Annotated in this window: 23 protein-coding genes; 10 read left to right on the top strand and 13 right to left on the bottom strand. The window is 62.4% G+C overall.

The genetic code is table 11. The features are described 5' to 3' along the window. Window positions 1-39 precede the first annotated feature (39 nt). Complete coding sequence (locus tag ACZ881_RS17895) at window positions 40-1002, top strand: glycosyltransferase family 9 protein (RefSeq protein ID WP_476117432.1); 963 nt, start codon at window positions 40-42, stop codon at window positions 1000-1002. A gap of 4 nt (window positions 1003-1006) precedes the next feature. Here ACZ881_RS17895 and ACZ881_RS17890 read toward each other — a convergent pair whose 3' ends face one another. After that, window positions 1007-1786 carry a sigma-70 family RNA polymerase sigma factor gene (locus tag ACZ881_RS17890; protein ID WP_476117430.1) on the bottom strand — a complete coding sequence of 260 codons (780 nt, stop codon included), beginning with the start codon at window positions 1784-1786 and terminating at the stop codon, window positions 1007-1009. Between the two features lie 142 nt (window positions 1787-1928). On the opposite strand from ACZ881_RS17890, the gene ACZ881_RS17885 reads away from it, so the two are divergent. After that, window positions 1929-2669 (top strand): GAF and ANTAR domain-containing protein, encoded by a 741-nt coding sequence (locus tag ACZ881_RS17885; protein WP_476117428.1) that lies wholly within the window; start codon window positions 1929-1931, stop codon window positions 2667-2669. A gap of 3 nt (window positions 2670-2672) precedes the next feature. On the opposite strand, the gene ACZ881_RS17880 is transcribed toward ACZ881_RS17885, so the two are convergent. From ACZ881_RS17880 to ACZ881_RS17870, 3 genes are all read right to left on the bottom strand, one after another. After that, window positions 2673-3068, bottom strand: a complete 396-nt coding sequence (locus ACZ881_RS17880) for a DUF1761 domain-containing protein (protein ID WP_476117426.1) — start codon at window positions 3066-3068, stop codon at window positions 2673-2675. Between the two features lie 80 nt (window positions 3069-3148). Next, window positions 3149-4033, bottom strand: coding sequence for a helix-turn-helix domain-containing protein (locus ACZ881_RS17875; RefSeq protein ID WP_476117425.1), 885 nt, complete (start codon window positions 4031-4033; stop codon window positions 3149-3151). A gap of 128 nt (window positions 4034-4161) precedes the next feature. Next, window positions 4162-5007 carry an HAD family hydrolase gene (locus tag ACZ881_RS17870; RefSeq protein ID WP_476117423.1) on the bottom strand — a complete coding sequence of 282 codons (846 nt, stop codon included), beginning with the start codon at window positions 5005-5007 and terminating at the stop codon, window positions 4162-4164. Window positions 5008-5199: 192 nt separating this feature from the next. Between ACZ881_RS17870 and ACZ881_RS17865 the strand changes: the two genes are divergently transcribed. Next, window positions 5200-5940 (top strand): class I SAM-dependent methyltransferase, encoded by a 741-nt coding sequence (locus ACZ881_RS17865; RefSeq protein WP_476117421.1) that lies wholly within the window; start codon window positions 5200-5202, stop codon window positions 5938-5940. 67 nt (window positions 5941-6007) lie between these two features. Here ACZ881_RS17865 and ACZ881_RS17860 read toward each other — a convergent pair whose 3' ends face one another. Next, window positions 6008-7057: a hypothetical protein gene (locus ACZ881_RS17860; RefSeq protein WP_476117419.1), complete on the bottom strand. Its 1050-nt coding sequence runs from the start codon at window positions 7055-7057 to the stop codon at window positions 6008-6010. Window positions 7058-7219: 162 nt separating this feature from the next. Beyond that, complete coding sequence (serS, locus tag ACZ881_RS17855; RefSeq protein ID WP_017198243.1) at window positions 7220-8500, bottom strand: serine--tRNA ligase; 1281 nt, start codon at window positions 8498-8500, stop codon at window positions 7220-7222. A gap of 112 nt (window positions 8501-8612) precedes the next feature. Between serS and ACZ881_RS17850 the strand changes: the two genes are divergently transcribed. After that, window positions 8613-9674 carry a diacylglycerol/lipid kinase family protein gene (locus ACZ881_RS17850; protein ID WP_429330969.1) on the top strand — a complete coding sequence of 354 codons (1062 nt, stop codon included), beginning with the start codon at window positions 8613-8615 and terminating at the stop codon, window positions 9672-9674. On the opposite strand, the gene ACZ881_RS17845 is transcribed toward ACZ881_RS17850, so the two are convergent. The 3 genes from ACZ881_RS17845 to ACZ881_RS17835 all read right to left on the bottom strand — a co-directional run bounded on the left by ACZ881_RS17845 (window position 9671) and on the right by ACZ881_RS17835 (window position 11297). Continuing rightward, window positions 9671-9901 (bottom strand): hypothetical protein, encoded by a 231-nt coding sequence (locus tag ACZ881_RS17845; protein WP_054808662.1) that lies wholly within the window; start codon window positions 9899-9901, stop codon window positions 9671-9673. The two genes, ACZ881_RS17850 and ACZ881_RS17845, sit on opposite strands and share 4 nt — an antisense overlap. Window positions 9902-10007: 106 nt before the next feature. Beyond that, window positions 10008-10940 (bottom strand): prephenate dehydratase, encoded by a 933-nt coding sequence (gene pheA, locus ACZ881_RS17840; protein ID WP_091464450.1) that lies wholly within the window; start codon window positions 10938-10940, stop codon window positions 10008-10010. A 30-nt stretch (window positions 10941-10970) separates the two neighbouring features. Continuing rightward, window positions 10971-11297, bottom strand: a complete 327-nt coding sequence (locus ACZ881_RS17835) for a rhodanese-like domain-containing protein (RefSeq protein WP_178994762.1) — start codon at window positions 11295-11297, stop codon at window positions 10971-10973. 154 nt (window positions 11298-11451) lie between these two features. On the opposite strand from ACZ881_RS17835, the gene ACZ881_RS17830 reads away from it, so the two are divergent. The 3 genes from ACZ881_RS17830 to ACZ881_RS17820 all read left to right on the top strand — a co-directional run bounded on the left by ACZ881_RS17830 (window position 11452) and on the right by ACZ881_RS17820 (window position 15188). Further along, on the top strand, window positions 11452-12195 hold the full coding sequence (locus ACZ881_RS17830) for a Type 1 glutamine amidotransferase-like domain-containing protein (RefSeq protein WP_429330968.1): 744 nt from the start codon (window positions 11452-11454) through the stop codon (window positions 12193-12195). 25 nt (window positions 12196-12220) lie between these two features. Further along, on the top strand, window positions 12221-13624 hold the full coding sequence (locus ACZ881_RS17825) for an amidase (RefSeq protein ID WP_476117415.1): 1404 nt from the start codon (window positions 12221-12223) through the stop codon (window positions 13622-13624). Window positions 13625-13688: 64 nt separating this feature from the next. Beyond that, window positions 13689-15188: a peptide MFS transporter gene (locus tag ACZ881_RS17820; protein WP_091464444.1), complete on the top strand. Its 1500-nt coding sequence runs from the start codon at window positions 13689-13691 to the stop codon at window positions 15186-15188. Window positions 15189-15281: 93 nt separating this feature from the next. On the opposite strand, the gene ACZ881_RS17815 is transcribed toward ACZ881_RS17820, so the two are convergent. Then, the gene (locus ACZ881_RS17815) at window positions 15282-15974 is read right to left on the bottom strand and encodes a DUF4190 domain-containing protein (RefSeq protein ID WP_476117413.1); all 693 of its coding nucleotides are present in this window, start codon (window positions 15972-15974) and stop codon (window positions 15282-15284) included. A gap of 220 nt (window positions 15975-16194) precedes the next feature. Between ACZ881_RS17815 and ACZ881_RS17810 the strand changes: the two genes are divergently transcribed. Further along, the gene (locus tag ACZ881_RS17810; protein ID WP_476117411.1) at window positions 16195-16950 is read left to right on the top strand and encodes an SDR family NAD(P)-dependent oxidoreductase; all 756 of its coding nucleotides are present in this window, start codon (window positions 16195-16197) and stop codon (window positions 16948-16950) included. Between the two features lie 221 nt (window positions 16951-17171). Further along, window positions 17172-18833 (top strand): phosphoglucomutase (alpha-D-glucose-1,6-bisphosphate-dependent), encoded by a 1662-nt coding sequence (pgm, locus tag ACZ881_RS17805; protein ID WP_476117409.1) that lies wholly within the window; start codon window positions 17172-17174, stop codon window positions 18831-18833. 5 nt (window positions 18834-18838) lie between these two features. Here the strand turns inward: pgm and ACZ881_RS17800 are convergent, their stop codons facing one another. From ACZ881_RS17800 to ACZ881_RS17790, 3 genes are all read right to left on the bottom strand, one after another. Next, window positions 18839-19339 (bottom strand): 2'-5' RNA ligase family protein, encoded by a 501-nt coding sequence (locus tag ACZ881_RS17800; RefSeq protein ID WP_476117407.1) that lies wholly within the window; start codon window positions 19337-19339, stop codon window positions 18839-18841. A gap of 322 nt (window positions 19340-19661) precedes the next feature. Continuing rightward, window positions 19662-20363, bottom strand: coding sequence for a hypothetical protein (locus ACZ881_RS17795; RefSeq protein ID WP_474661674.1), 702 nt, complete (start codon window positions 20361-20363; stop codon window positions 19662-19664). A gap of 463 nt (window positions 20364-20826) precedes the next feature. Next, window positions 20827-21432, bottom strand: coding sequence for a malonic semialdehyde reductase (locus ACZ881_RS17790; RefSeq protein ID WP_091467418.1), 606 nt, complete (start codon window positions 21430-21432; stop codon window positions 20827-20829). A gap of 202 nt (window positions 21433-21634) precedes the next feature. On the opposite strand from ACZ881_RS17790, the gene opgC reads away from it, so the two are divergent. After that, on the top strand, window positions 21635-24124 hold the full coding sequence (gene opgC, locus ACZ881_RS17785; protein ID WP_476117404.1) for an OpgC domain-containing protein: 2490 nt from the start codon (window positions 21635-21637) through the stop codon (window positions 24122-24124). The last annotated feature ends 85 nt before the right edge of the window (window positions 24125-24209 follow it).

The raw sequence follows: 24209 nt of genomic DNA, 5'->3' as shown, positions 1-24209 counted from the left end.
AGAAGTTTCGTGCAGCTAGAATCCTAGCGGGAGGCCACTATGGACGCAGCTTTGGACAGTCACGAGAGCAACGATCAGCCCTTGCTGCTTGCTCTGCGCGCTTTGAAACTTGGCGACCTCCTGGTCGCGGTCCCGGCGCTCCGTGGGTTGCGGCGGGCGTTCCCCGAGCACCGTATTTTGTATGCTGCGCCCGCGTGGATCGCCGAGGCTTTAGAACTTGTGGGCGGCATCCATCACCTGCCGACCCCCGGGCTCGATGACCCCCTGACAGTCCCGCGGGGCGCCGTGGATATCGCGGTGAACCTCCATGGGAATGGCGCTGAAAGCCGTTTGCGGATTGAAGAACTGCAGGCCAACCGCGTAGTGGCGCACGCTTCCACCAGCACTGACGGACCTGAGTGGACCACCGGCATCCCGGAGCGCGAACGCTGGACCCGGCTGCTCAACTGGCACGGTATTGATGCCGATCCCCTGGACTATCGGCTGAACCGTCCCGCCGTTCCTTCGCCGCGCCCGGGGGTCACCGTAATCCACGTGGGCGCGGCCTATGGCAGCCGGCTGTGGCCGGTGGAACGGTTCGCGGACGTTGCCGTGGAGCTCGCTGCAGCGGGGCACGAGATAGTTCTCACGGGTGGCACCTCCGAGCGCGGGCGCGCTGAGGAGACTGCTGCCTTGGCGAAACTCCGGGGAGCAGATCTCGACGGCGGCCTACTGGCCGGGCGTCAAGGTCTCGCCGAGTTTGCGGCCACCATCGCTGAGTCACGGCTGGTGATCTCAGCCGACACCGGCGCGGCACATCTGGCATCAGCCTACGAACGTCCGTCCGTAGTGCTGTTCGGCCCTGCGCCCGCGGAAGAGTGGGGACCGCCGCCCGGACCGCACGTGGTGCTCACCGCCGTCGAACTCCGCCGTGGTGATGTGTTTTCCGCCGATCCTGATCCCGCACTGTTGGCTGTCAGCGTTCGTGACGTTTTGGCAGCAGTGGAGGGGCTGGGCGTCTAAAGCATCATGAGGGGGCTGTCCCGTCCTGAAGTCGGGCCTCCTCATCCAGCAGTTGCGTTTGGAGGGAAACCAGAATCTTGGATAGCTTGCGCGACACCTGCATCTGCGACATTCCCAAGGCTTCGGCAATGGTGGACTGCGTTTCCTCGCGGTAGTAGCGGCGGTAGAGCAAGTGCCGGTCCTCGGCGCTCAGATCACGGATGGCATTGCGCAGGGCCAGCACGTCCTCGAGCCGGTCCGTCGGGCAACCGAAAGCAGAAAGCGAGCCCTGGAGGCCGTCACGCCCCTCGGATGCCGGAGCATCCAGGGAATCCGGGCGCTTGCTGGTGCCGGCCATGAGTGCTTCACGCACTTGGCACGGCTCCAGGCTTAGATCTTCCGCCACCTCCTCAGGAGAGGGCGTGCGCTGCAGCGTTTGGGTCATCTCCTCAGTCCGGGCCAGCACCTGGCGGCGGACGTCCTGGATGGTCCGGGGTGGGCGCACAACCCAGCAATGGTCGCGGAGGTAGCGCTTGACCTCCCCGGCGATAGTAGGGGCGGCGTACGCGGGGAAACTGACACCCTTGGACTCGTCGTAGCCGCGCGAGGCCTTGATGAGGCCCATGTACGCGACCTGCCTGACGTCGTCGAGGTCGTGAGTGTGGGCAGAATATCTGGCGGCAATGGACTTGGCCAGGTTGAGGTGGTCCAGGACCAGGCTGTCCTGGAAGCTTTGCCGGATGCTGCCTTCCGGTTTGCAGGCAGGGGGCCTGGTTTGGACGGTGAGAGGTCGGGTTTGACGCATGGGGCTTCAATCCTTAACCAACTAAATGGGGGTGAGCCCACGGCAAGACTCCTTAAAAAGAGAAGCACACTTACTATTAGCTTTCAACGGGTCCACGGGGTTAGTCTCGAAAGGTAGCCATATCCACGGATCGGAGATCCACATGGAAGACCCCCAACTCGCCGAGCCGACTACAGTGGTGGCCGATATCCAGGACTTGCTGCTTAGCACGCCGGACGTCGAGGCGTTCCTCGAGGAGTTGGCCCGGCACTCGGCCAGTATGTTCAGCAGCCCTGACCACGAGGTCTACTGCGGCATCACGCTGATGCGTCACCGTACAGCCGGCACCGTGGCCAGCAGCAGCGAACGTGCACGCCAACTGGACGAGGTCCAGTACGCATTTGCCGACGGGCCCTGCCTCCACGCCTGCCGTGAAGGCACCCAGGTCCATATCCTTGACTTCGAAAAAGACAACACCTGGCCCGAATACAACGAGGCCATCACCGGCCATGGACTTCGCTCCGTACTGGCGGTTCCCTTCCCTCTTCCGGATGATACGTCCCGGGCAGGCCTCAACTTATATTCCGACCGCCCCAACGCCTTTGACCAAGCCGCTGTTCAACGCGCAAACGACTACGTCCAGCAGGCCTCGAAGGGTCTCCAGCTGGCCGTTGTGATTGCCCAGCACAGCCAAACCGCCGCCAACCTGCGGGCGGCCTTGGAGTCGCGAACCGTGATCGACATCGCCACTGGAATCATCATCGCGCAGAACCGCTGCACTCAGGAAGACGCGATGGAACTGATCAAGAAGGCCTCCAGCAACCGGAACGTCAAGCTGCGGGTAGTAGCGCAGGCCATTGTTGAGTCAGCCGGCGGCGGGCCGATCCAGACCGTATTCAAGTAGGTCTTAGCCCTGCATCGCGCCGATGATTGCGCCCATGGCCGTGAAGGTGACTACGTTGTAGCTGGCGTTGATCGCGAACAGGGTCAGGCTGCGGCGTTCGAACAGGTAATTAACGCCCAGTGCTGTTGCTACCCATCCCAGTCCAGCGGCCAACCCGGCAAGGGTTCCGAATGCGAAACCACCGCGGCCAATGAACGCCGCCAGGAACACGGCCATCACCAAGGCAAGGATGAATGAGCCCACGAACACCCGTGCCGTTCCGGACTTCAGTTGCTCATCGCTGACACCTGCGGCCTTTTGCCACGGCTTGGCGAACAGCAGCGAGTACCACAGCCCACCCACCACGAAGGTGGCGAGCGCGGCCAGAAGCACGGCGAACCAATTGATCTGAATGTCCATCGGTGTCCTCTCAAGGGCGGGCAGTTCCTGAATGGACAGTACGTCTGTGAGCCTCCGCGGTCTTGTAAAAATCCCGCACGCTACCCGATTACTTCCTCAAGCGGGACAAAAGTGGCGTACTCCGCCCCATAGTTCTGCACCACCTGCAGGTACTCCGACGGCGTGAATCCGCTGAACCGCCTGAACGCCCGGATGAGGTGCGGCTGATCATAGTAATCTGCCAGGTGGAGGAGCTCACGGCCTGGGACTGACCCTTTCGGGAGGGCGGCCGCCTGCTTCACGATCCTGTTGAAGCGGCACACGTCCGAGTACGCCTTAGCCGTGGTTCCACAATCCCGCATCATGATGCGTTCCAGCGTGGACGTGCTGATCCCCGAATCCCTGGCAAGCACGCTGATTTCCACGTCCTCTTTCGCAAGGGTTTCAGTTGCTTTTACTACCCTGGGATCTGCTCTGTAATCGGGTCTGAGACGGTGTTCGAGGAAGGCAGTCAGGGCCGCGAACGCCTGCTCCGGTTCCGCGTTGGCGAGGCTCTCACGCAAGTCCGAAAAGCCCGGTAAGAGACTTTCGGCGTCCACCACACGGTTCTGAAAACCCGACGGCGGCAGGCTGGTGAACGCTGCCAAGCCGTAAGGAGTGAGTCGGGCACCGACGTTGAAAAGTTGGTCCGGGTTTTCGCTGATCAGGTAGCTGCGCTGCAGGCCGGCATAGAAACCGGTGGAAACTTCCGTCTCCCTGCTGGTTTCCTGCTCGCCCGAACCGTTCAGGTCCCCGGAACCGTCCGGCCCGTCCCCGCGGTTCGGCGGGCTGATGAGGCGGTACGGGTCGGACAAGTTCAGAATCAAATGCGCTTCGGGCCCGGGAAGAATTTTCTCGTATCTTGCCTGCGGCTCAGCACGGACCAGCCACAACCGGGTAACGAACGGCTGCAGCCCTGGCGGTGGCGGGCACTCTTGATAGAACACAGGCTCAGTCTAGGCAGGTCACCGCCACAGATCCCGCCCTTGTTCGAAACCCCCGGCGCTTAGCGGTGAGGGTAACGAACAAGAGCCGGTCCGACCGCAGCGATGCGCCCGGCTAAGACGAGTGGCAGTTACAGCAGGCTACGCAAAACCTGCGCCGCGCCGTCGTCGAGCACTGAAGCGGTGACTTCATCCGCAACGGCGATCACCTCGTCAGGGGCCTGACCCATGGCAACGCCGCGGCCAGCCCAGGTGAGCATCTCGATATCGTTGCGTCCATCGCCAACGGCCACTGTGTTGGCCAAGTCCGTGCCGAGCTTATGGCGCAAGGCCTCCAAGGCGCTTGCCTTGGTGACGCCCTCGGCTGCGATGTCCAGCCAAGCAGTCCATCCCACCGAGTACGTCACACCGGAAAGTCCGATGTGCTTGATGGCCTCGTTGAACTCGTCCGAAGTGTTCTCGCTGCTGAAGACCACTACGCGGACCGCCGTGGAATCCAACATGGTCTGGAAGTCGACGCCGATGGACTCCACGCCGAAACTGGCGTCCTGGAAGCGCTCCGTGGAGAGGAAGTTCCCGTCCTCATCCTCCAGCGCGTACTTGGCGTTCGGCAGCCGTTCCCGCAGGGCCTTCAGCGCTGGAGCGGGATCGAAAGTTGCCTTGTGGATGATCTCGTAGCCCTTCTCCAACAACGGATCCAAGCGAAGGGTCACACCGCCGTTGCAGCACACGGCGTATCCTCGCTCGAGGCCAATCTGCTGGATGATGGGAAGTGTCGCATTGAGCGACCGGCCTGTGGCGATCATGACGTCGTGGCCGCTTGCCACCACTGCTTGCGCAGCGGATCGAACAGCCGGCGACATGTGGCCATCGTGGTCCACGAGTGTGCCGTCGACGTCCAATGCGATCATGAGCTTGTTGTTGTTATTTGGCTGGTCATCGATGCCAGCAACTGGAGTATCAGTCAAAATAGTCATGCATACAGTAGAGCAGACACCCCAGACACTGAACTAGGACGGGCGCCACAGCTGTGGATTAACGGACGGTGAATAGTGACCCCTCTCCTCGTCGTTGTGCCTGTTTCCCGCACTTGTTCGAAATCCCCGCCGTGCAACGCCAAGGGTGCCGAACAGGAGCAGGTTTCGGTGGTGCGGGGCTAGGGTAGTCGGATGCTCTCACAAATGACCGGCGCTCAGTTGTCGGCACTGTACGACGCGGAAAATCAATGGGCCGAGGATGACGACTTCTTTCTGGCCTTCGTAAATGAGCGGCCGAATGGGCGGGTGTTGGATCTGGGATGCGGCACTGGGCGGATGACCCTGGCGGTTGCTGCGGATGGTCATGCCGTTGTTGGCGTCGACCCAAACCCTGGCTCCCTCGCAGCTGCCCGAACGAAGCCCGGCGCTCATGCCGTCACGTGGATTGAAGGCACGTCGGCGGCGATCCCCAACGACGCCATGTTTGATGTGGCGATCATGACGGCGCACGTGGCCCAAGCGATTAACGACGACGGCGACTGGTCCCGAACGCTTACCGACGTCTACCACGCGCTCATACCCGGAGGCCGATTGGTCTTCGATTCCCGCGACCCTGCGGCCATGGCCTGGCAGCACTGGGTTCCGGCGAACACGAGACGTCGGCACACTCTTCCCGACGGCTGCATCGTTGAAACATGGGCCGAAAGTGCTCCGAAAAGCGACGGGCTGGTTACTTTGACCGAGCACCGCGTCGTTAATAAGGGCACCCGTGAAACCGAGACCTCGGTCCTCGCATTCCGAACAGAAGATCAGCTGCGAAAGGATCTGAAGGCGGCCGGCTTCACGGTGGACCGCCTGTACGGCGGTTGGCACGGCGAGCAGGTGGGCAACGGGCAGGGCGAACTGATTGTGATTGCCCACAAGCCCAGCTAGATTCCCACCCTGGTTCGAAGGCCGCGCAGTACAACGGGGGCGGGGCGAAAGAGAGCCGGTTTGAACGCTATCCACGACTCGTCACAAGCAATCGTGGGCGGACGCCCGGGTGCAGTCCTGCACCGATCAGCTTCCGGCGCAGCCTCTCCGGGTTCTCGACGTCTGCCCATCCCCAGCGTGCGAATCCGAAACCCAGGGCACGAATCCGGTCTTCCCGAAGCTTCTCTTTGTACACGGCTTCCTCAGCTGTGGCGCCGTTGCGTAATTCCGGAGTGATGTATTTGGCTTTCCCGTCGAACTCACCCACAACGCCCTTCCGCCCCTCCCGCCCAGGCCACCAGAAATCACTTCGGCCAATGAAGCCGCCCGCATCGCTGAAATCGTGCTGCAGCTCCGGCTGTTCGAAGCCTAGAAATTGAAAAGCTGCCCGGCTGAACGACTCTCCGGCCGATTCGGCCAAAGGAGATGCAAGTGAGAACGCTAACTCAGCACGACGCCGTGCGGCAGCATGCGGGTGAGCTTGGACAGCCGCCGCAACCTGGCCCATGTCCAGGAGATTGGACTCCAGCTCCAATGCCCCCTTCTTCCAGAGCGCCCGCGCTACTCCGTCTGCCACCACTAAGGACTGGCTGAGCGTCAACGAGAACGCCACGTCCAAAACAGTATTCAAGAGCCCCGTAGCAATGAATTCCCCGAACCTTTCGGGGGACGCCTCAGGATTGACGTGGTATCGCAGTGGGAAGCCCCTATCCCTAAGGACATGCTGGCTGTCATTGCCCGCACTCACGATGGACAAAGTGGGCCTGTGTCGTCCCGAGCGGCTTGGATTCGGAGCAACGCACTCCACAAAGGAGGGGGTCCGCAGGACGGGTATCCCTATGGCGAAGGCAGCAGTTTCCCGGCAAAGGACGAGCCCTGGAATAGCTCTGGCCGCCGCGGCAACCGTCCAAGCGAAGCGATTCCACGGCTGAGCCGCGAGCCACCGGGATGTCTCAACGTAGAAGCCGCGACGAATTCTCACCAGCTTGCCTGCCATGAAGCTGCTGTGTATTGCATCCGTCCGGCCCCCGGAACGGAGAATGGCGGGGGTTTCGATGAGGCCAGGTGGTATGTCCATCACTCCACATTGCCCCGCCGCAGGCCATTGTTCAGCCGGAGAACACTCTTATGTGCACAACCAAGGCTGTGGAGGACAGGTGCCTACGAAAAATCCCGCCCTTGTCCGCCAATCGAGCCGTACAAAGGTGAGTGGAGCGAACAAGAGCGGGATCGGCTGAGACTAGAGAACCGGCAGAACCTCAAGCCCACCAAGGTACTTCTGCAGTGCCTTGGGGACGTTGACGGAGCCGTCCGGGTTCTGGTGGTGCTCAAGGATGGCAACGATCCAGCGTGTAGTGGCCAGCGTGCCGTTCAATGTTGCTACGGCACGGGTTCCCTTGGCAACACCTTCGTCATTGACCACGCGTTCACGGATGTTGAGGCGGCGAGCCTGGAAAGTGGTGCAGTTGGACGTTGAGGTGAGCTCGCGGTAAGCGTTTTGGGTGGGAACCCAAGCTTCACAGTCGAACTTGCGGGCCGCGGACATGCCGAGGTCGCCTGCGGCAGTGTCAATGACGCGGTAGGGAAGCTCACACTTGGCCAGCATCTCCTCTTCCCAGGCGAGCAGGCGCTCGTGCTCGGCAGCTGCTTCCTCAACCGTGGTGTAGATGAACATCTCCACCTTGTTGAACTGGTGCACGCGGATGATGCCGCGGGTGTCCTTGCCGTGGGAACCGGCCTCACGGCGGTAGCAGGAGCTCTGCCCCGCGTAGCGGATGGGGCCGGCGGAGAGGTCCAGAATCTCGTCTGCGTGGTAGCCGGCGAGGGCCACCTCCGAGGTCCCCACAAGGTAAAGGTCGTCTTCAGCGAGACGGTAGATCTCGGCGTCGTGCTTTACATCAAAACCGGTGCCCTGCATGGTCTCGGGACGCACCAAGGTGGGGGTGATCATGGGAACGAAGCCGGCATCGATGGCCTGCTCCATGGCCATCTGCAGGAGTGCCATTTCCAGCCGGGCGCCCACACCGCGGAGGAAGTAGAAGCGTGAGCCGGAAACCTTGGCTCCACGTTCCATGTCGATCGCGCCGATCAGTTCACCGATTTCCAAGTGGTCCTTCGGTTCGAAGTCCGTGAATTCGCGCGGAGTACCAACGGTTTTGACCACAACGTAGTCATCCTCGCCGCCCTCGGGGACACCGTCCACAATGAGGTTGGGGATGACGCGGAGCAGCTCTTCCTGCTTGGCCTGGGCGGCAGAGGCCTCTGCGGAAGCGGCCTTCACGGAGTTGGCCAGTTCCTTGACCTCGGCCAGCAATGCCTGCTTTTCCTCGCCCTTGGCCTGCGCCACCTTCTTGCCGAAAGCGTTCTGCTCGGCGCGGAGGGTTTCGTGGCGGATCAGGGCAGCGCGGCGATCGGAATCAGCGGAGATGATCGCGTCCACAACGGACTCGTCGGCGCCACGGGCGCGCTGGCTGGCACGGAACTTGTCCGGATTTTCGCTGAGGTCTTTTACGTCGATCACCAGACAAGAGTATCGAATCCACCGCGAATTTCCGGCCCGCAGCGGGCAAAGGTCGCCCGCCCCGACGGCGCGGCCAAGAGGGCACTGCCCAGGAGGATAGTGTTGGAGCACCATGAGCGACTGGATCCTGTACCTGATTCTCGCTGGGGGCGTGGCGTTTGCCGTCTCCAGCTGGTGGGGTGTGCGCCGATTGAAAGCCCGGCACATCAGGAGCGCGGTCCGGGAGGACTCCCACAAGCCCGGCCCCGGGGACCAGCGCGTCGCGGTCATCCTCAATCCCGTGAAAAACAACGCGGAAGAGGCCCGGCAAGCCATCATTGACGCCTGTGATCTAGCCGGATGGGACGCGCCGAAGTTTTTTGAAACCACCGTGGACGACCCCGGATACGGTCAGTCGCGCCAGGCGCTGGCTTACGGAGCCGACGTCGTTCTGGCGTGCGGCGGCGACGGTACCGTGCGCGTGGTGGCCGAGTCGCTGGCGCACAAGAATGTGGCTATGGGCCTCATTCCGCTGGGCACCGGAAATCTGTTGGCGCGCAACGTGGACCTGGACGTCACGGACATCGCCGACTGCATACAGATCGCGTTGTTCGGCCATCAGCGCTTCATCGATACGGCCACCATGGGCATAGACAACGACATCACCGGCGAGTCCGCCCAGCACACCTTCCTGGTCATCGCCGGCATGGGCTTGGACGCCGAAGTTGTTGGCGACACCAAAGAAGACCTCAAAAAGAGCGTCGGCTGGCTCGCCTACACGGAGGCAGGCGTCCGCCATCTTCCTGGCCGCCGAAAACGCGTCACCATCACCATGGATGATCAGCCCGAGCAGGCACGGAAGATCCGCAGCGTACTGTTCGCCAACTGTGGCTTGATTCCCGGCGGGATCGACTTCATCCCCCAAGCCATGATCGACGACGGAATGCTGGACATTGTGGTGATGAGCCCGCGTAGCGCCTTCGGCTGGCTCGCCATGTACACAAAAGTCCTCTTCAAGCACAAGGCCAACCTGCCCATGATGAGCTTCTACCGCTCCGGGAAAGTCGTCATCCGCAGCCAGGAACCCATGGCTACCCAGCTCGACGGCGATCCCTCAGGTGAGGCGACAACGGTCACCGTGCAAGTGGAGCCAGGGTCCCTGCTGGTCCGCGTACCGAAGGCAATGACGGACTAGACTGCGCCGACGTCCGGCTGGGCAGCGTTCTTGTCGGCTTCCTCGGTAGCCGCCTTGGCAGCGGCGCGGGCCTCGGCTTGCTCCTTGATCATTGCTTGTTCTTCTTCAAAGCGGAGCCGGTCTGCACGATCGGCTTCATCGCCATTCCAGTCGTCCTGGTTCTCGCCTGTGGGCTTCGGATTGACGATCATGCCTTGGCCGTCTTTGTCATCCCGGTGGACAGACATGACCGCTCCTTTCGTTGGTACATTCATCCATCGTTTATGGATCAGGCAAGCATACGCACAGAAGCATCCTTACGAAAGGGGCCGACGTCCCGGCTGTGGATAGCGTCTAGGAACCCTTGAGGATCGATTCAACCCAGGAGTGCGCCGAGGCAAAGGCAGCGTCGGAAGTGTGCGGGGCAACCGTGGCCGGCTGCTTGTCGGCACGCGCGTAGGAGCCAAGGAACCGGGTTGCCGGGCTGATCCGGTGGAGGCCGGCTAGAGCGTCGGCAACCCGCGCATCGGCGGCGTGACCGTCGGCGTCGATGCTGAAGAAGTAGTGACCCAAGTACTGTCCTGTAGGTCGCGATTCGATGCGGCTCAGGTTCACCCCGCGGGAGGCGAACTGGTCCAGGATCTCCATGAGCGCGCCGGGGTGATCCTCAGGCAACGGCACCACAACGGTGGTTTTGTCCGCGCCTGTGCGGTCCGGAAGAAGACCTGGCTTGCTCACCAAAATGAACCGCGTCACCGCCTCGGGGTTGTCGCCGATGTCCTCGGCCAGAACGTTCAGCCCGGGTTGCTCGGCTGCAATCAACGGACCACAAATTGCGGCTTCGTACGGGGCGTCGTCTTCCAGCAGTCCCATGGCGGCGGCCGCCGTCGACGACCCCGGAACGTAATCGGCGTTCGGGAGGTGCTCATCCACCCACAGACGGCACTGTGCCCAGGCGTGGCCGTGCGTCGAGATCCGCTTGATATCGGAGAGCTCGACGCCGGGCCGCGCCACGAGCACGAAGGTGATAGGGACAAGGGCCTCTCGGATGATCCGGAGCTCCTCGCCTGTGGCAATCGCGTCCAACGTGGCTGTGACGCCACCCTCCACCGAGTTTTCGATGGGGACCATGGCTGCGTCAGCTTCGCCTGCACGAACCCGATCCAGGGCCGTGTTGACGTTGGTGCATGGAATTCGAGTGGCGTCAGCAGCGCCGGGTACCTGCAGGAGCGCAGCCTCGGTGAAGGTGCCCTCAGGACCGAGGAATGTATAGGTAACCGCTGACATCAAATATTCCTTGCTGGTTATATAACCGGGTTAGAGAACAACCGGCTTCAGGCCATTATCCGAAACCATCGGCTTCCCGGCCTCAAACCACATATCCATGCCACCGGCCACGTTCACAGCAGAGTAGCCCTGCCCCACAAGCCACTGCACGGCGCGGAAGGAGCGGCCACCGGTGCGGCAGATGACGAACAGGTCGTCGTCCGGATCGAGTTCGTCCAGGCGTGCCGGAAGCTGGTCCATGGGAATGTGTCGTGCACCTTCTGCGTGCCCGGCCACCCACTCGTAGTCTTCGCGCACGTCCAGGATGCTGGCGTTGGCCGGAATGTCGCCCACAGGCACGGTATCGAAGTCGCTCATGGCGTTCCCTTCCCATCGATTAAGTCCAGCATCCAGCCTAGTCCCCGAGGCGTGACACCGTAACTTGAAGAGCGGACCGCCCTTGCTTCCCGACGGCCGGACGTTAAGACTGGGACGGAAGCGCTCCCGATCCTCGGCCCGTTAGGAGTACCCCATGGCTACTGGGCAACCGACCATTCTGGCGACATCCGGCGGTTACAAGCCGGGCGATCGCACCAGGCTCGAGTTCAACCATCTGATGCACTACGCCGTGGAGTTGTCAGGCGTGGCCGGCCGCGCCCCACGCGTGACACACATCGGTACGGCGTCCGGTGATCAACGCTGGTGGGCTGCGGAAATGGATCAGGCAGCACGCATCGCGGGGTTCGACTTCAGCCACCTCAACCTCTTCACCATGCCCAACATCGAGGACCCGGAAGCGCACCTCCTGGAGCAGGATGTGATCTGGGTGAACGGCGGTTCGGTGGTGAACCTGCTGGCCGTATGGCGCGCCCACGGACTGGACGGGATCCTGCGGAAGGCCTGGAAAAGCGGGGTGGTGCTGGCAGGCGTCTCAGCGGGCTCCATCTGTTGGTACCAGGGTGGCGTGACCGACTCCTTTGGCCCTGAGCTGCAGCCCGTCACCAACGCGCTGGGCTTCCTCCCCTACGGAAACGGCGTCCACTACGACTCTGAAGTGCGGCGTGCGCCGGCAATCCACAAGCTGGTGGCCAGCGGCACACTCGGTGAGACGCACTGCACGGACGACGGCGTGGGGCTGGTTTATCGGGGCACGGAACTTGTGGAGGTGGTGTCCGAAGTGAAGAACAAGGCAGCCTTCCGGGTAACCGCAGGTGCCGGCGAGAGCGTGGACGCTGTTGCTGTGGAGGAACGGTTGGAGTCGCGTTTCCTTGGTTGATCCTTACCTGCATGACATTTCGCGAATGACGGCTGTTGAGCTCCGCGATGCCCTGGCTTCGGGCGAACTCTCTGCGCGTGAGGCCACCGCACATTTCCTGTCTGCGATCGAATCGCGGAACAGGCAACTGGGCGCCTTCGTCACCGTCACGGTCGATCAGGCCCTCAAGGACGCCACGGCCGCGGATCGGCTGCACGCCAGACTGATCCGCGAGCAACGACAAGACGAGCTCACCCTCCTTCACGGCGTCCCCACCGCATTCAAGGACCTCACCGATGTGGCCGGCGTGCCCACAACGCACGGCAGCGCCGCCCTCGAGCACAAGCCCGCCCCGGAGGACGGGGCCCTCGCAGCAACCTTGAAGGCCCAAGGTGTCATCTCGCTGGGTAAGACGCAGGTTCCGGAGTTCGGACTCACGGCCTATAGCGAAAACCGCGTGGCACCGCCGTCGCGTAATCCGCACGCCTTGGGGCGAAGCTCCGGCGGCTCATCGGGCGGCAGCGCGGCAGCCGTGGCAGCGGGCCTTGTTCCGTTTGCACCAGGGACCGACGGTGGCGGGTCCATCCGGATACCGGCCGGTGCCTGCGGACTGGTCGGCTTGAAACCGGGGCGGGGCGTGGTGCCGTCGGGTGCGAGCGCGGGGGATGCAGCCAAGTTGGTGGTTGCCGGACCCCTGGCACGGACCGCTGCGGATGCGGCACTGCTGATGGACGCGCTGGTCCCGCGGAGTGATGCGCCCGACGGCGGTTACCTCGCCAACGTGGGGCGGGCGCCGGAGCCCCTGAGAATCGGCCTGAGCCTGGACAGCCCGTGGGCCGGCGTGTACCCGTTCGAGATCGAGCCGGAAGCGATGGACGCCCTGGAGCTCGGAACCAAGCTGCTGGAGAAGGCCGGGCATAACATCACCGAAGCTGAAATCCGCTACGACAACCGCTATCCCGAGGCGTTCACAACAGCTTGGACTGCCGGCGTCGGGAGTGCCCGGATAGCACCCCGGCGCGAGGCGCTGCTGACCCCGCTGACCCGGACATTCCGGCGTCGGGCGCAACAGCGGAGCGCCTTGAAGGTCAATGAAGCCCTGAGTTTCCTGCGGCAGTTCGAGCACGATACCGTCACGCAGTATGCCAGGTGGGATGTGATTCTCATGCCGACCCTGGCGCAGACACCGAGGCCGGTTGGATGGTTCACGGGCGGCGGACACAGCGGTGAGCCGTGGCCGAGCGAGTGGGCCGGCGACGCTGATGAGGACTACAAAAGGCAGTGCCAGTACGCGCCATGGTCCTCCATGGTAAACGTGTGCGGACTCCCGGCAATCACCATTCCGGTGCACACCACGCCCAGTGGCCTGCCGATGGGGATTCAGCTGATTGGCCGGTTCGGGTCTGAACTGTTGCTGCTCCAGCTTGCGGCCGCCCTGGAGACCCGCTGAGACCCACTGACAGTTGCGTCTAGCATATGGAAAGTGGTTGCCCCGGGCATTCATCGATGTGACAATGCCCGCAGTCAGTGCCAGCATTGAGAAAATGAGCACACCTCAAACCACGGCTGAGTCCGCAAAGCCAGCGGGCGATACGTCATTCTTCGGCCACCCAAAGATGTTGGCCAGCCTCTTCTCCGTGGAAATGTGGGAGCGATTCTCCTTCTACGGCATGCAGGGAATCCTGCTCTACTACATGTACTTCACCGCCGAGCAGGGCGGTCTTTCCATTGACCAGGGGCTCGCCGCTGGCCTGGTGGGCGCGTACGGTGGTGGCGTTTACCTGTCGACGATCCTCGGTGCATGGCTCGCCGACCGTCTCTTCGGCTCCGAAAAGGTCCTGTTCGGCTCGGCCATCATGATCATGGCCGGCCACGTCGCGCTGGCACTCCTGCCGGGCATTCCGGGCCTGATCGCAGGTTTGGTGCTGGTTGGCATCGGCTCGGGTGGCCTGAAAGCCAACGCCACGGCACTGGTCGGCAGCCTGTACGGCGAGAAGGACGAGCGCCGCGACGCCGGCTTCTCCATCTTCTACATGGGCATCAACATCGGCGGCCTCATTGGCCCGCTGGTCACCGGTTGGCTGCAGACAAGCTACGGCTTCCACGTCGGCTTTGGTGCCGCAGCCGTGGGCATGGCGATCGGCCTGGTCATCTACTCCCTGGGCCGCAAACGCCTTCCGGAGGAAGCCCACCGCGTTCCCAACCCCCTTCCCGCGAAGGATCGCACAAAGTACGGCCTGATCTTCCTGGCCATCCTGATCGTCATTGGAGTCCTGCTCGGCACAGGGATTGTCAACGCCAACAACCTGGCCCGGAGCATGGCCTACGCCGCAATCGGCGCCGCTGTGATCTACCTGTTCCTGATCTTCCGCAGCCCGCTGGTCACCGCCGTGGAACGCAAGCGCGTGATCGCGTTCATCCCTCTGTTCATCGCATCTGCCGGGTTCTGGGCGCTGTTCCAGCAGCAGTTCACGTTCATTGCCGTGTACTCGCAGGAGAAACTGGACCGCAACTTGTTCGGCTGGGAAATGCCGGCCGCCTGGGTCCAGTCCATCAACCCGGTATTCATCATCATCTTCGCCGGCGTCATGGCTGCCCTCTGGACCAAGCTGGGCTCCAAGCAGCCGAGTTCGCCGCTGAAGTTCTCCGCGGGCCTTTTCATCATGGGCCTGGCATTCCTGGCGTTCATCCCGCTGGCCGGCGAGGGCAAAACTCCCCTGCTGGCTCTTGTGGGCATTCTGTTCATGTTCACCCTGGCGGAACTGTTCCTCTCCCCCATCGGCCTGTCCGTGAGCACCAAGCTCGCTCCGCAGGCATTCCACACCCAGATGGTGGCGCTGTTCTTCCTGTCAGTCTCGCTCGGCACCACGCTGGCCGGCATCCTCGCGGGCCTCTACAACCCCGAGGATGAGCTCCCGTACTTCCTGGGCATCGGAGGCGTGGCAGTGGTACTGGCCGTTGGCCTGGCTGCGGCATCGCCCGCGATCAAGAAGCTGATGGGCGGCGTGCGGTAGCTCCGGCTCCCCCGGGCACTCCCCCGACAACGACGGCGACCCTTGCGTTAGGTGGTATTCCCACCTGACGCAAGGGTCGCCGTCGTACGCGGTTTAGAAGTTGTTGTTATAACTGCTGCTTGAGGCGCCGATGGCGATGAAGAAGATGATGCCGAAGATCAGCGTCAACGCCACGCCGATGTAGCCCATCACGAGGCCGGCGATGGCCATGCCCTTGCCCGCGGGCTCGCGCTTCAAAGCGAGGTGGCCCAGGATCACGGCTGCGATCTGCGGCAGGATGAAGAACCCGAAGCCAACGTAGATTGCGATGCCGCAGCACATGCTGGCGATACTCAGGCCCTTGGGCTCAGCCTGCATGGCGTAGTACGCGGGCTGGCCGTAAGGCGATTGCGGCTGTCCGTAGGGCTGCTGGCCATAAGGCTGCTGATTGAACGCCTGCTGCTGGTACGGGCTCGGTGGCTGACCATAGGGCGACGGCGGCTGCTGGCTGTAGTCACCCGGCTTGTATGCGCTGGCGGGCGGCTGCGGCTGCGTGTAGAAGTCGTTCTGCCCCTGGGCGTCCTGCGTGTACGGGTTCTGCCCGTGTGCGCTCTGCTCGTAGGGCGGGAGCGGCTGGGTCGCGTTGGCGCCGTGCTCAGGTGCACTCTCGGCGGACGCACCATAACCTGGCGAGCTTTCTGCGGGCGTGCCCGACTCAGGCGCGCTGAACTGTGCGGGCGGAACGTACTGCGGCGGTTCGTAGCCCGCCGGCTTGTCCTCGTTGCCCTTGGATGGCTGGTCTGACATAGGAATCCCCCTGGATTTGGTCTTTGATCCCAACACTACCGCCGCCGGGGGCACCATATAAGGTAACGCGGGTTCCGTGTATGTGACCCCGACAAATGCGAGGAAAGTCATATTCATGCATACGCATGGAATATTTTCGAGCCGGACTCGGTTTTCATGAGTAGCGCTCAAGCGGCGCTCACTTACGAATCTGCGGGAGCTGTCCCGCGAAGGAGGAATCATGGGTAACTTCGAAGGCAAAACCGCGCTCGTCACCGGCGGAGGCTCCGGCCTCGGAGAAGCGATCAGCAAGGACCTCGCGAAGAACGGCGTCAACGTTGTAGTAGTGGACGTTAACCTCGAAGCTGCCACGCGCGTGGCCGAACAGATTACGGCCGACGGCGGCAAGGCAGTCCCGTTCCAAGGCAACACTGCTGTGGCCGAGGACAACAAGAAAGCAGTCGACTTCGCCGTGGAGAGCTACGGTGCGCTGAATTACGCCGTCAACAATGCCGGTATCGGCGGGGCCAGCGCTCCTATCGGAGAAATCGACATCGAGGACTGGGACCGGGTCATCGCCATCAACTTAAGCGGCGTCCTCTACGGAATGCGCTACCAAGTCCCGGCCATCCTTGCCGCAGGCGCGTCCGAGGGCGCCATCGTGAACATGGCATCGATCCACGGCGCTGTCGCAGCTCCCGGCAATGCGGCATACACCGCGGCCAAGCACGGCGTGGTGGGCATGACCAAGAATGCTGCGGCGGAATACGGAGCCCAGGGACTTCGCGTCAATGCAATCGGCCCCGGCTACATCGATACTCCCTTGTTGGCTGCTGCACCGAAGGAAGTTGTCAGCGGGCTCGAAGCAAAGCACCCGCTGGGCCGTCTGGGACAAGCTGAGGAGATCGCCAACGTCACCACGTTCCTCCTCTCCGATAAGGCCAGCTTCATGACCGGCTCGTACGTACTCGTCGATGGCGGCTACACCGCCGTCTAGCGTTATCCGTTGTCGCTTCGCCCGGTTCGTTGGCTCCTTTTCGGGCTTCGGGAACGGGGCGGGGCGATCTTTTTTTGGCTAGCAGCCGCTCGTGAACGCGAAGTGAATCTTTGCCGCCTCGCCCATGGCACGGGCGCAGTATCGGCGCCATTCGGCGTCACAGGGGCCGGATCCCGGACATTTCGTGTCAGCGGGCCCCAGGGTCTGGCATGCTGGACCCCATGGCTAGCCGAGCGGGCACAGTTGCCCTTCCCCAGGACCTTGTTGACATCACAGCCCTGCTGGACGCGTATTTCGACGTAACTCCGGATTTGGGCGACCCTGCGCAGCGCGTGGCGTTTGGAACGTCCGGGCACCGCGGATCCAGTTTGAAGGCCTCCTTCAACGAGCCGCACATCCTCGCGATCACGCAGGCAATCGTTGAATACCGTGGCCGTCAGGGCATCACAGGGCCGCTGTTCATCGGCCGCGATACCCACGCCCTCAGCGAGCCTGCACAGAACTCCGCACTGGAGGTTCTGGCTGCCAATGGCGTGACCGTCCTGGTGGACGCCCGCCACGGTTACACCCCGACGCCGGCGCTGAGCCACGCGATCCTCAAATACAACCGCGAAGCCGCGCCGGGCACACCCCAGGCTGACGGCATCGTGGTCACCCCAAGCCACAACCCGCCCGGCGACGGCGGCTTCAAGTACAACCCGCCCCACGGTGGTCCCGCCGACACCGACGCCACGGGATGGATCGCCGACCGCGCCAACCAGCTCCTCGAGAACGGCCTCCGCGGCGTCAAGCGGATGCCGCTGAACGATGCCCTGGCCGCTGACACCACCGGCAAGTTCGACTTCCTTTCCAGCTACGTGGATGACCTCCCGTCCGTGCTGAACCTGGACGCGATCCGCAACGCCGGGGCGCGCATTGGCGCTGATCCCATGGGCGGCGCCTCCGTTGACTACTGGGGCGAGATCGGCGAGCGCCACCAGCTCAACCTCACGGTTGTGAACCCCACAGTTGATCCGCAGTGGGCTTTCATGACCCTCGACTGGGACGAGAAGATCCGCATGGACTGCTCGTCGCCGTCGGCCATGGCGTCCCTTATCAAGCGGATGGCCGTTGGGGCCGATGGCACCGCCGCTTATGACGTCGCCACGGGTAACGACGCCGACGCCGACCGCCACGGCATCGTCACACCGGACGGTGGGCTGATGAACCCGAACCACTACCTCGCCGTCGCCATTGATTATCTGTACCGGAACCGCAGTGGCTGGAACCCGGAGTCCGTGGTGGGCAAGACCCTGGTGTCGTCGTCGATTATTGACCGTGTTGCCGGCGGTCTCGGCCGCAAGCTGGTCGAGGTTCCCGTGGGCTTCAAGTGGTTTGTTCCGGGCCTCCTGTCCGGCGAAGGTGCCTTCGGTGGCGAAGAATCCGCCGGCGCGTCCTTCAACAAGCTCGATGGCAGCGTGTGGACCACGGATAAGGACGGCATTCTGCTGGCACTGCTGGCGTCCGAGATCACGGCTGTCACGGGTCAGTCACCATCGCAGCTGTACAAGGGCCTGACTGACCAGTTCGGCGCTCCCGTGTACGCCCGCATCGATGCCGCGGCTACCCGCGAGCAGAAGTCCAAGCTGGGCAAGCTCTCCGCCGCCGATGTCACCGCTACTTCCCTGGCGGGCGAGGAGATTTCGGCCAAGCTCACCGAGGCTCCCGGCAACGGCGCCTCGATCGGCGGCCTCAAGGTGGTCACCGAGAACGCGTGGTTCGCGGCCCGTCCCTCCGGCACCGAGGACGTGTACAAGATCTACGCCGAGTCCTTCAAGGGCGCCGACCACCTCGCGCAGGTGCAGCAAGAGGCCAAGGCGCTGGTGGACGGGGTTATCGCGTAACTTCCTCAGTGGCTCTGGGCGTCCTGGGTCCAGAGCCTGAGGATGCGGCGGATGGCGTGGTCGCCTTCCGGGGCCATGTCCACCAGGGCTACTTGGTCAAGCACGACGACGTCTCCGGGCTTGGGACGCTTGCCGTCGTGATGCGAGATGTGCGGCCGATACCGTTCCAAGACGTAGTTGGGAGTGGCAATGCGCCCGCCTACGGTGTTTGCTGCGTCGACGATCTCCTCATGGAGGCCCTGAAGGAGCGGATTGTGCTCGATCAGGTTCACCGGAATGGACCCCATATGCCCGAAGCCCGCTTCTTCACCCACTCTCAGCCGCGTGCCAAGCGCGCCCTTGATGGGCGCTTCGGCCAAGGCCGCGAGGACACCGGCGACGTCGGCACTCACGTCAGAGCCGACGTCGAACCTTAACAGCGTGATGTGAAGCGGCCAGTCGCTGCGCGGAAAAACCAGCCCCGGCGATACGGGCTCCGTGAACGCCACCCAGATGAGGTTCCGCATAGGCATAGTTTGCCACCACGCCGGACAAACCATCTCTCACATCCCGACCCTAAATCCCGAACCATCTCTCACCTACCGCGGGCTTGAGCGGGTCGCTCTCTCACATCCGAAGCCCTTCCGGCCAACCATCTTTCACCTCCCAAGCCCGGGCCAGGCTGAAGAACCTGCGTCCGGGACCGATGAGCTTGATAGTAGAGGGCGCCATACCTTGGGCTTACGCAGCCGGAGCAGTCAACGAATCGACATCCGAGCTCAAAGCGAGTCTGCAATAGGACCGCGTGGCTCTGCACAATTCTCGGATCACAGCAATCAATCACAACTGTTAGGGGCCGAACACTGACCGGCCGCGAAATTCGCCAGTATGTCCGTTCTTGCATCGAAACTGGATGATCCCGTCGCGGTTAGCCTTGGCACCGAAAAGTTTCGCATTGACTCCGGGGCGATTGTCCTCACGGCAAGGAATGCACTCTGCGACCGGCTTAGCCCGGTAAAAGCTGCCGGGCTTACCTTTAGATGGAATCAGGGCGCGACGCCAAGACTTTCGGCGGTAATATATGGGCCACTGACGAGACCGGGCGGTAAAGAATCTCCAGCTTTTAACCGAAATAATGATGGAAATTACTGTCAAAAGGATCAATGATAAGCCCCAAGCCCAAGTTTCAGCCAGAGCACGCAGAAAGGACGGAATATCCGCAACTGATGCGAACGCTCTCCAGTTAACGGGACCCCAAATTGTCCATACGCTCATGGCGGCACTAACGACCGTCGCCGCTAAGGCCAACCATTTGGCACGATCAGAAGTAACCCAGCTAGCGCGACTTTTTCGCAATTCGACCGGGGTATTCTTGCCGTCCTCGGCCGCCCCATAAGTAATAATCAAGTCGCCCGCCACGACCGGGCTGTGATCTCCGGCGGTGCGAACACCAGACTGATCAGAGATGGTGTTGCCCTGGAAGCTACCCTCTCCCCTATTTTGAACACTTATCTTTGGACCGTCATAGCCGGACCTCTGCTTGTCTTTCAACTGTCTCTACTCTGCTCTCATTGGGAATCAAGGCGCTAGCCCCGCGCATGAGGCATCATGTCGAACGCTAAAAGAGGAGACATCTTTAGTCAAATCATTGGATAAAGATGCCGCCGCCTCCATCACGGCCCAATTCTTGATCCCTTACTCACGGCCCACCCCCATTGACCCCAAGCCCGAGGGACGTGAAAGAGCGTCGGCCGTAACCCGGGCGGACCTGCGAGAGCGTCGGGCTCAAGCCCGAGGGATATGAGAGAGGGTCACCCGTAAGCCCGAGGGACGTGAAAGAGCGTCGGCCGTAACCCGGGCGGACCTGCGAGAGCGTTGGGCTCAAGCCCGAGGGATATGAGAGAGGGTCACCCGTAAGCCCTAGGGATGTGAGAGAGCGACGGGTATTCGGGACGCCACAAACGGAAAACGCCCGCTCACTGGAACGTGAGCGGGCGTTTCTGCTGCGGCGAACTTAGACGGTGCGTACAACGTCGTCGTAAGCGAACTTCGGCTTGGCTTCGCCCCAGGCGTCCGGGCCCGGCTGGCCGATGTTGACCACGAGGAAGCTCTTCTGGTCGCCGGCCGGGAAGAACTCGGAGTCGATGGCGGCGAAGTCGGCACCGGTCATCGGGCCGGCAGCGAAACCGAGCGAGCGCACGGCGAGAATGAAGTAGCCGGCCTGCAAATGAGCGTTGTTGTTGCCAGTAGCAGCGGCGAAAGCGGGGTCGGCGTCGTACATGGCCTTGGGCGCGCCGTAGGCGGGGAGGAACTTGTCCCACTGACCCTGCCAGTCGGTGTCGTAAGACAGGATGGCGACCAACGGAGCGGAGGCGGTCTTGGCCTTGTTGCCGTTGGAGAGGGCGTCGACGAGCTTGGCGCGGGCCTCGTCCGAGCGGACGTAGGTCACGCGGAGCGGCTGGGAGTTGAAGGCCGTGGGGCCGAATTTGGTGAGCTCGTAGATGGCGCGGGCTTGCTCGTCGGTGACCTCACCGGCGAAGCTGTTGGCGGTACGGGCTTCGGCAAAAATGGCGTCGACTGCTGCGGCGTCAATGACTGCTTCTTCGTGGGCGATCGTCATTTCTTGAACCTTTCGCTGGGCCTGGCCCGGAGCAGGCCGGGCACTTCTGCTTTCCATGGTTGCAACTTCAACTTCCGTTGTCCTCTTCCCATGACGGACCGTGACGTTAGGCACAGCACGAAAGTCGGTAGCATCATGCATACGAGCTGCCGCCGCTTCGGGGACGTTCAGCCGTGGGAATGACGACACCAGAAGGGGCCTGATGCCTACCTTTCCCCTAGCGGCCCGTCAGCGGGCGCTGGCTGTTCTTGCCATGCTTCTGGTGATGTTCCTGATGCCAACCGCGCAGGCCTGGGGCTCAGTTCAACAGCCCAGCGTCGAGGATCCCGGAACGCGGCTCTTCGGTGCCTTGTTGGACTGGGACAAGGATTCGGCAGCAGATTACGCCCAGCGGCTCGGGGCGCCCGCGGCGCTCTACGGTCAGAACGTGTCCATGCCCGTGGACGAAGGCGGCCGCGAATACCTGAAGGGTTACTTCTCCCAAATCGCCGACCAAGGCTCGCACGCGCTGCTCACGGTCCGCCCCGCGATCGACCTGAAGGACATCAACGACGACGTTGCGGCCACTTTTTCCAGTCAAATCACGACGGCGGCGGCCGGCTTCCGGGGGAAGGTCTTCGTCCGCTTCGCACCGGAAATGAACGCGCCGTGGGTCAGCTGGGGACAAGAGCCGGAAGCTTACCGGGCTGCGTTCGACAAGGTCGCTGCAGCGCTCAGGGCCAGCCTGCCGGATCCCGTGATGGTGTGGTCTCCGACAGCAGAAAAGGACTATCCCTTCCAAGTCGCCACCTCCACCCCTCCCAAGGGCGTTCCCCTGGGATCGCTGGACACCAGCGGGAACGGTGTTTGGGACCAGGACGATTCCGCATTTGAACCGTACTATCCGGGCGATGACGTGGTGGACTGGGTAGGCCTGTCCGTCTACCACGACACAACGGGCGCCGGCGTGGCAAGCAATACCCTGCCCGTGGCGGGCGAGTTCAATGACGCCCTCCACGCGTCCAGCGGCGGAAGCTCCAGCGGCGAGGGCGGAACCGACAATTTCTACAGCACCTACGTCCAAGCCCGAACCAAGCCCCTCTTGGTTGAAACCGGGGCTTTCTACTCGCCCGGGGCCGGTGGCGCTGCTGAGCTCGATGTTAAGGAAACGTGGTGGCACCAGGTTTTCGCCTCTGTTGCGGAGCCCGGGAATGGGTCCGTCCGGGCAGTGGTCTGGAACGAAACCACGGATGTGCGCGAACCGGGCCGGGTGCCCATTGATTGGAGAGCCACGGCCGAGCCCTCACTTGCCGCCCCCTTCCGAACGTCGTTGGACACCTCAGGCCTCAGCATTGGACCCGTCACTGAGCGGGGCTTGGAGGACGTGCCTGGTGTCGAGGCACCGCAGCCGAAGACAGGCACAGTCATCCAGGGCTGGGCCGCGTGGGCTTCCGCCGGGTCAGTGCTGGTAGCTGTTGCGGCTTTGTGGCTGTTGTCCTCCCGGGCTTTTGCGAACAAATGGTCCTACACGGGCACGGGTAAGCGTGATGCACGTATCGACATGCTCCGCGGCCTGGCGATCGTATTTGTGGTGGTAAACCATGTGGGCATCAACTCCGTATTCCAACTGCTGAGCCAAGAAACCCTCGGAGTAGTTTCCGGAGCGGAGCTGTTCGTCATGCTCTCCGGAGTGGTTTTAGGCATGGTCTACGGGCCGCGGATTGCAACAGAACTCGGTGACGTGGTGGATGGAACCACCAAGCGCGCCTGGAAGTTGTATTTCACAGCCCTTGCCGTGGTCCTGATCGTGTACGGGTTGAGCCTGCTCCCCTTCATCAACGCCGCAGCGGTCACCACCTTCACGGATCAGGGAACGGGCGGGGCAGGAAGGGCAGCTGCGGGCACCACCTACGACCTCTACGCCGGGATGGAGGGGTTGCTGCAGTTTCCCGTCCCGGAAGGGCTCATCCCGGCGCTCCTGTTGTTGCAGGTTGGGCCGTGGCAGTTCAACATCATGGGCCTCTACGTCGTCCTGTTGCTCATCAGCCCGCTAATCCTCGTTGCGCTTTCCCGCGGGTTTACCTGGCTGGTCCTCACGCTCAGCGTCGGCCTCTACATCGCGGGGTCGATCTTCCGTTTCCGCCTGCTGCCTTCGCAGTTCGAGGATTCATTCCCGCTTCTCGTGTGGCAGCTCCTGTTCGTTGTGGGAATGACGGCCGGGTTCTATAGACATCAGATCATCCAGTGGTTTGCCGATCCCCGTCGGCGCCTGCTGCTTGGGGTGTGCATTTTTCTGGCAGCAGCCTGTGCCGTCTTCTCCTGGAGCGGCCCTTATATGACCAACCAACTGGACTTCCGGCTCGCGCTTATCCCCGAAACGACGTTCAGGTACGTCTACGACACCTTCTTCAGCAGGACTTATCTTGGGCCGGGAAGGGTACTCAACGTCTTCCTTATCACCATTGCTTTGTATGCATTGCTAAGCGCTTTTTGGAAGCCGCTGTCACGCGCCGTTGGCTGGTTCTTCATACCTCTGGGCCAAGCCACCCTGTACGTGTTCATCATGCACGTGTTCTTCATTGTGGCCATCGCCAACATCCCTGCCCTGCGGGACGGGAACCTCTGGCTGAACACCTCCGTGTACATCGCCTTGCTCGCCATACTTTGGGTGATGGTGAAAACCAAGTTCCTGTTCAGGCTGGTTCCTCGCTAAAGAGGGCGTTCGTCGCCGCATATGGGTGGGCATTTGGCGGTAATGTTGCACCGAATCCCAATACTCTTCTGAGGAAGGCCCCGCC

Source organism: Paenarthrobacter sp. TE3676 (assembly GCF_056279165.1).
The sequence above is the reverse complement of the archived record's forward strand: the minus strand, read 5'-3'. Positions and strand labels throughout refer to the sequence as shown.

Excerpts from the sequence above, each read along its gene's own strand:
- ACZ881_RS17825 (WP_476117415.1), top strand. The coding sequence starts at position 12,221 with ATGACGGCTGTTGAGCTCCGCGATGCCCTGGCTTCGGGCGAACTCTCT.
- ACZ881_RS17790 (WP_091467418.1), bottom strand. The coding sequence starts at position 21,432 with ATGACGATCGCCCACGAAGAAGCAGTCATTGACGCCGCAGCAGTCGAC.
- ACZ881_RS17870 (WP_476117423.1), bottom strand. The coding sequence starts at position 5,007 with ATGACTATTTTGACTGATACTCCAGTTGCTGGCATCGATGACCAGCCA.
- ACZ881_RS17880 (WP_476117426.1), bottom strand. The coding sequence starts at position 3,068 with ATGGACATTCAGATCAATTGGTTCGCCGTGCTTCTGGCCGCGCTCGCC.
- ACZ881_RS17895 (WP_476117432.1), top strand. The coding sequence starts at position 40 with ATGGACGCAGCTTTGGACAGTCACGAGAGCAACGATCAGCCCTTGCTG.
- ACZ881_RS17810 (WP_476117411.1), top strand. The coding sequence starts at position 16,195 with ATGGGTAACTTCGAAGGCAAAACCGCGCTCGTCACCGGCGGAGGCTCC.
- ACZ881_RS17815 (WP_476117413.1), bottom strand. The coding sequence starts at position 15,974 with ATGTCAGACCAGCCATCCAAGGGCAACGAGGACAAGCCGGCGGGCTAC.
- ACZ881_RS17885 (WP_476117428.1), top strand. The coding sequence starts at position 1,929 with ATGGAAGACCCCCAACTCGCCGAGCCGACTACAGTGGTGGCCGATATC.
- ACZ881_RS17890 (WP_476117430.1), bottom strand. The coding sequence starts at position 1,786 with ATGCGTCAAACCCGACCTCTCACCGTCCAAACCAGGCCCCCTGCCTGC.
- ACZ881_RS17850 (WP_429330969.1), top strand. The coding sequence starts at position 8,613 with ATGAGCGACTGGATCCTGTACCTGATTCTCGCTGGGGGCGTGGCGTTT.
- ACZ881_RS17860 (WP_476117419.1), bottom strand. The coding sequence starts at position 7,057 with ATGGACATACCACCTGGCCTCATCGAAACCCCCGCCATTCTCCGTTCC.
- ACZ881_RS17820 (WP_091464444.1), top strand. The coding sequence starts at position 13,689 with ATGCCCGCAGTCAGTGCCAGCATTGAGAAAATGAGCACACCTCAAACC.
- opgC (WP_476117404.1), top strand. The coding sequence starts at position 21,635 with ATGCCTACCTTTCCCCTAGCGGCCCGTCAGCGGGCGCTGGCTGTTCTT.
- ACZ881_RS17835 (WP_178994762.1), bottom strand. The coding sequence starts at position 11,297 with ATGAGCGACTTCGATACCGTGCCTGTGGGCGACATTCCGGCCAACGCC.
- pgm (WP_476117409.1), top strand. The coding sequence starts at position 17,172 with ATGGCTAGCCGAGCGGGCACAGTTGCCCTTCCCCAGGACCTTGTTGAC.
- ACZ881_RS17845 (WP_054808662.1), bottom strand. The coding sequence starts at position 9,901 with ATGTCTGTCCACCGGGATGACAAAGACGGCCAAGGCATGATCGTCAAT.
- ACZ881_RS17830 (WP_429330968.1), top strand. The coding sequence starts at position 11,452 with ATGGCTACTGGGCAACCGACCATTCTGGCGACATCCGGCGGTTACAAG.
- ACZ881_RS17865 (WP_476117421.1), top strand. The coding sequence starts at position 5,200 with ATGCTCTCACAAATGACCGGCGCTCAGTTGTCGGCACTGTACGACGCG.
- pheA (WP_091464450.1), bottom strand. The coding sequence starts at position 10,940 with ATGTCAGCGGTTACCTATACATTCCTCGGTCCTGAGGGCACCTTCACC.
- ACZ881_RS17800 (WP_476117407.1), bottom strand. The coding sequence starts at position 19,339 with ATGCGGAACCTCATCTGGGTGGCGTTCACGGAGCCCGTATCGCCGGGG.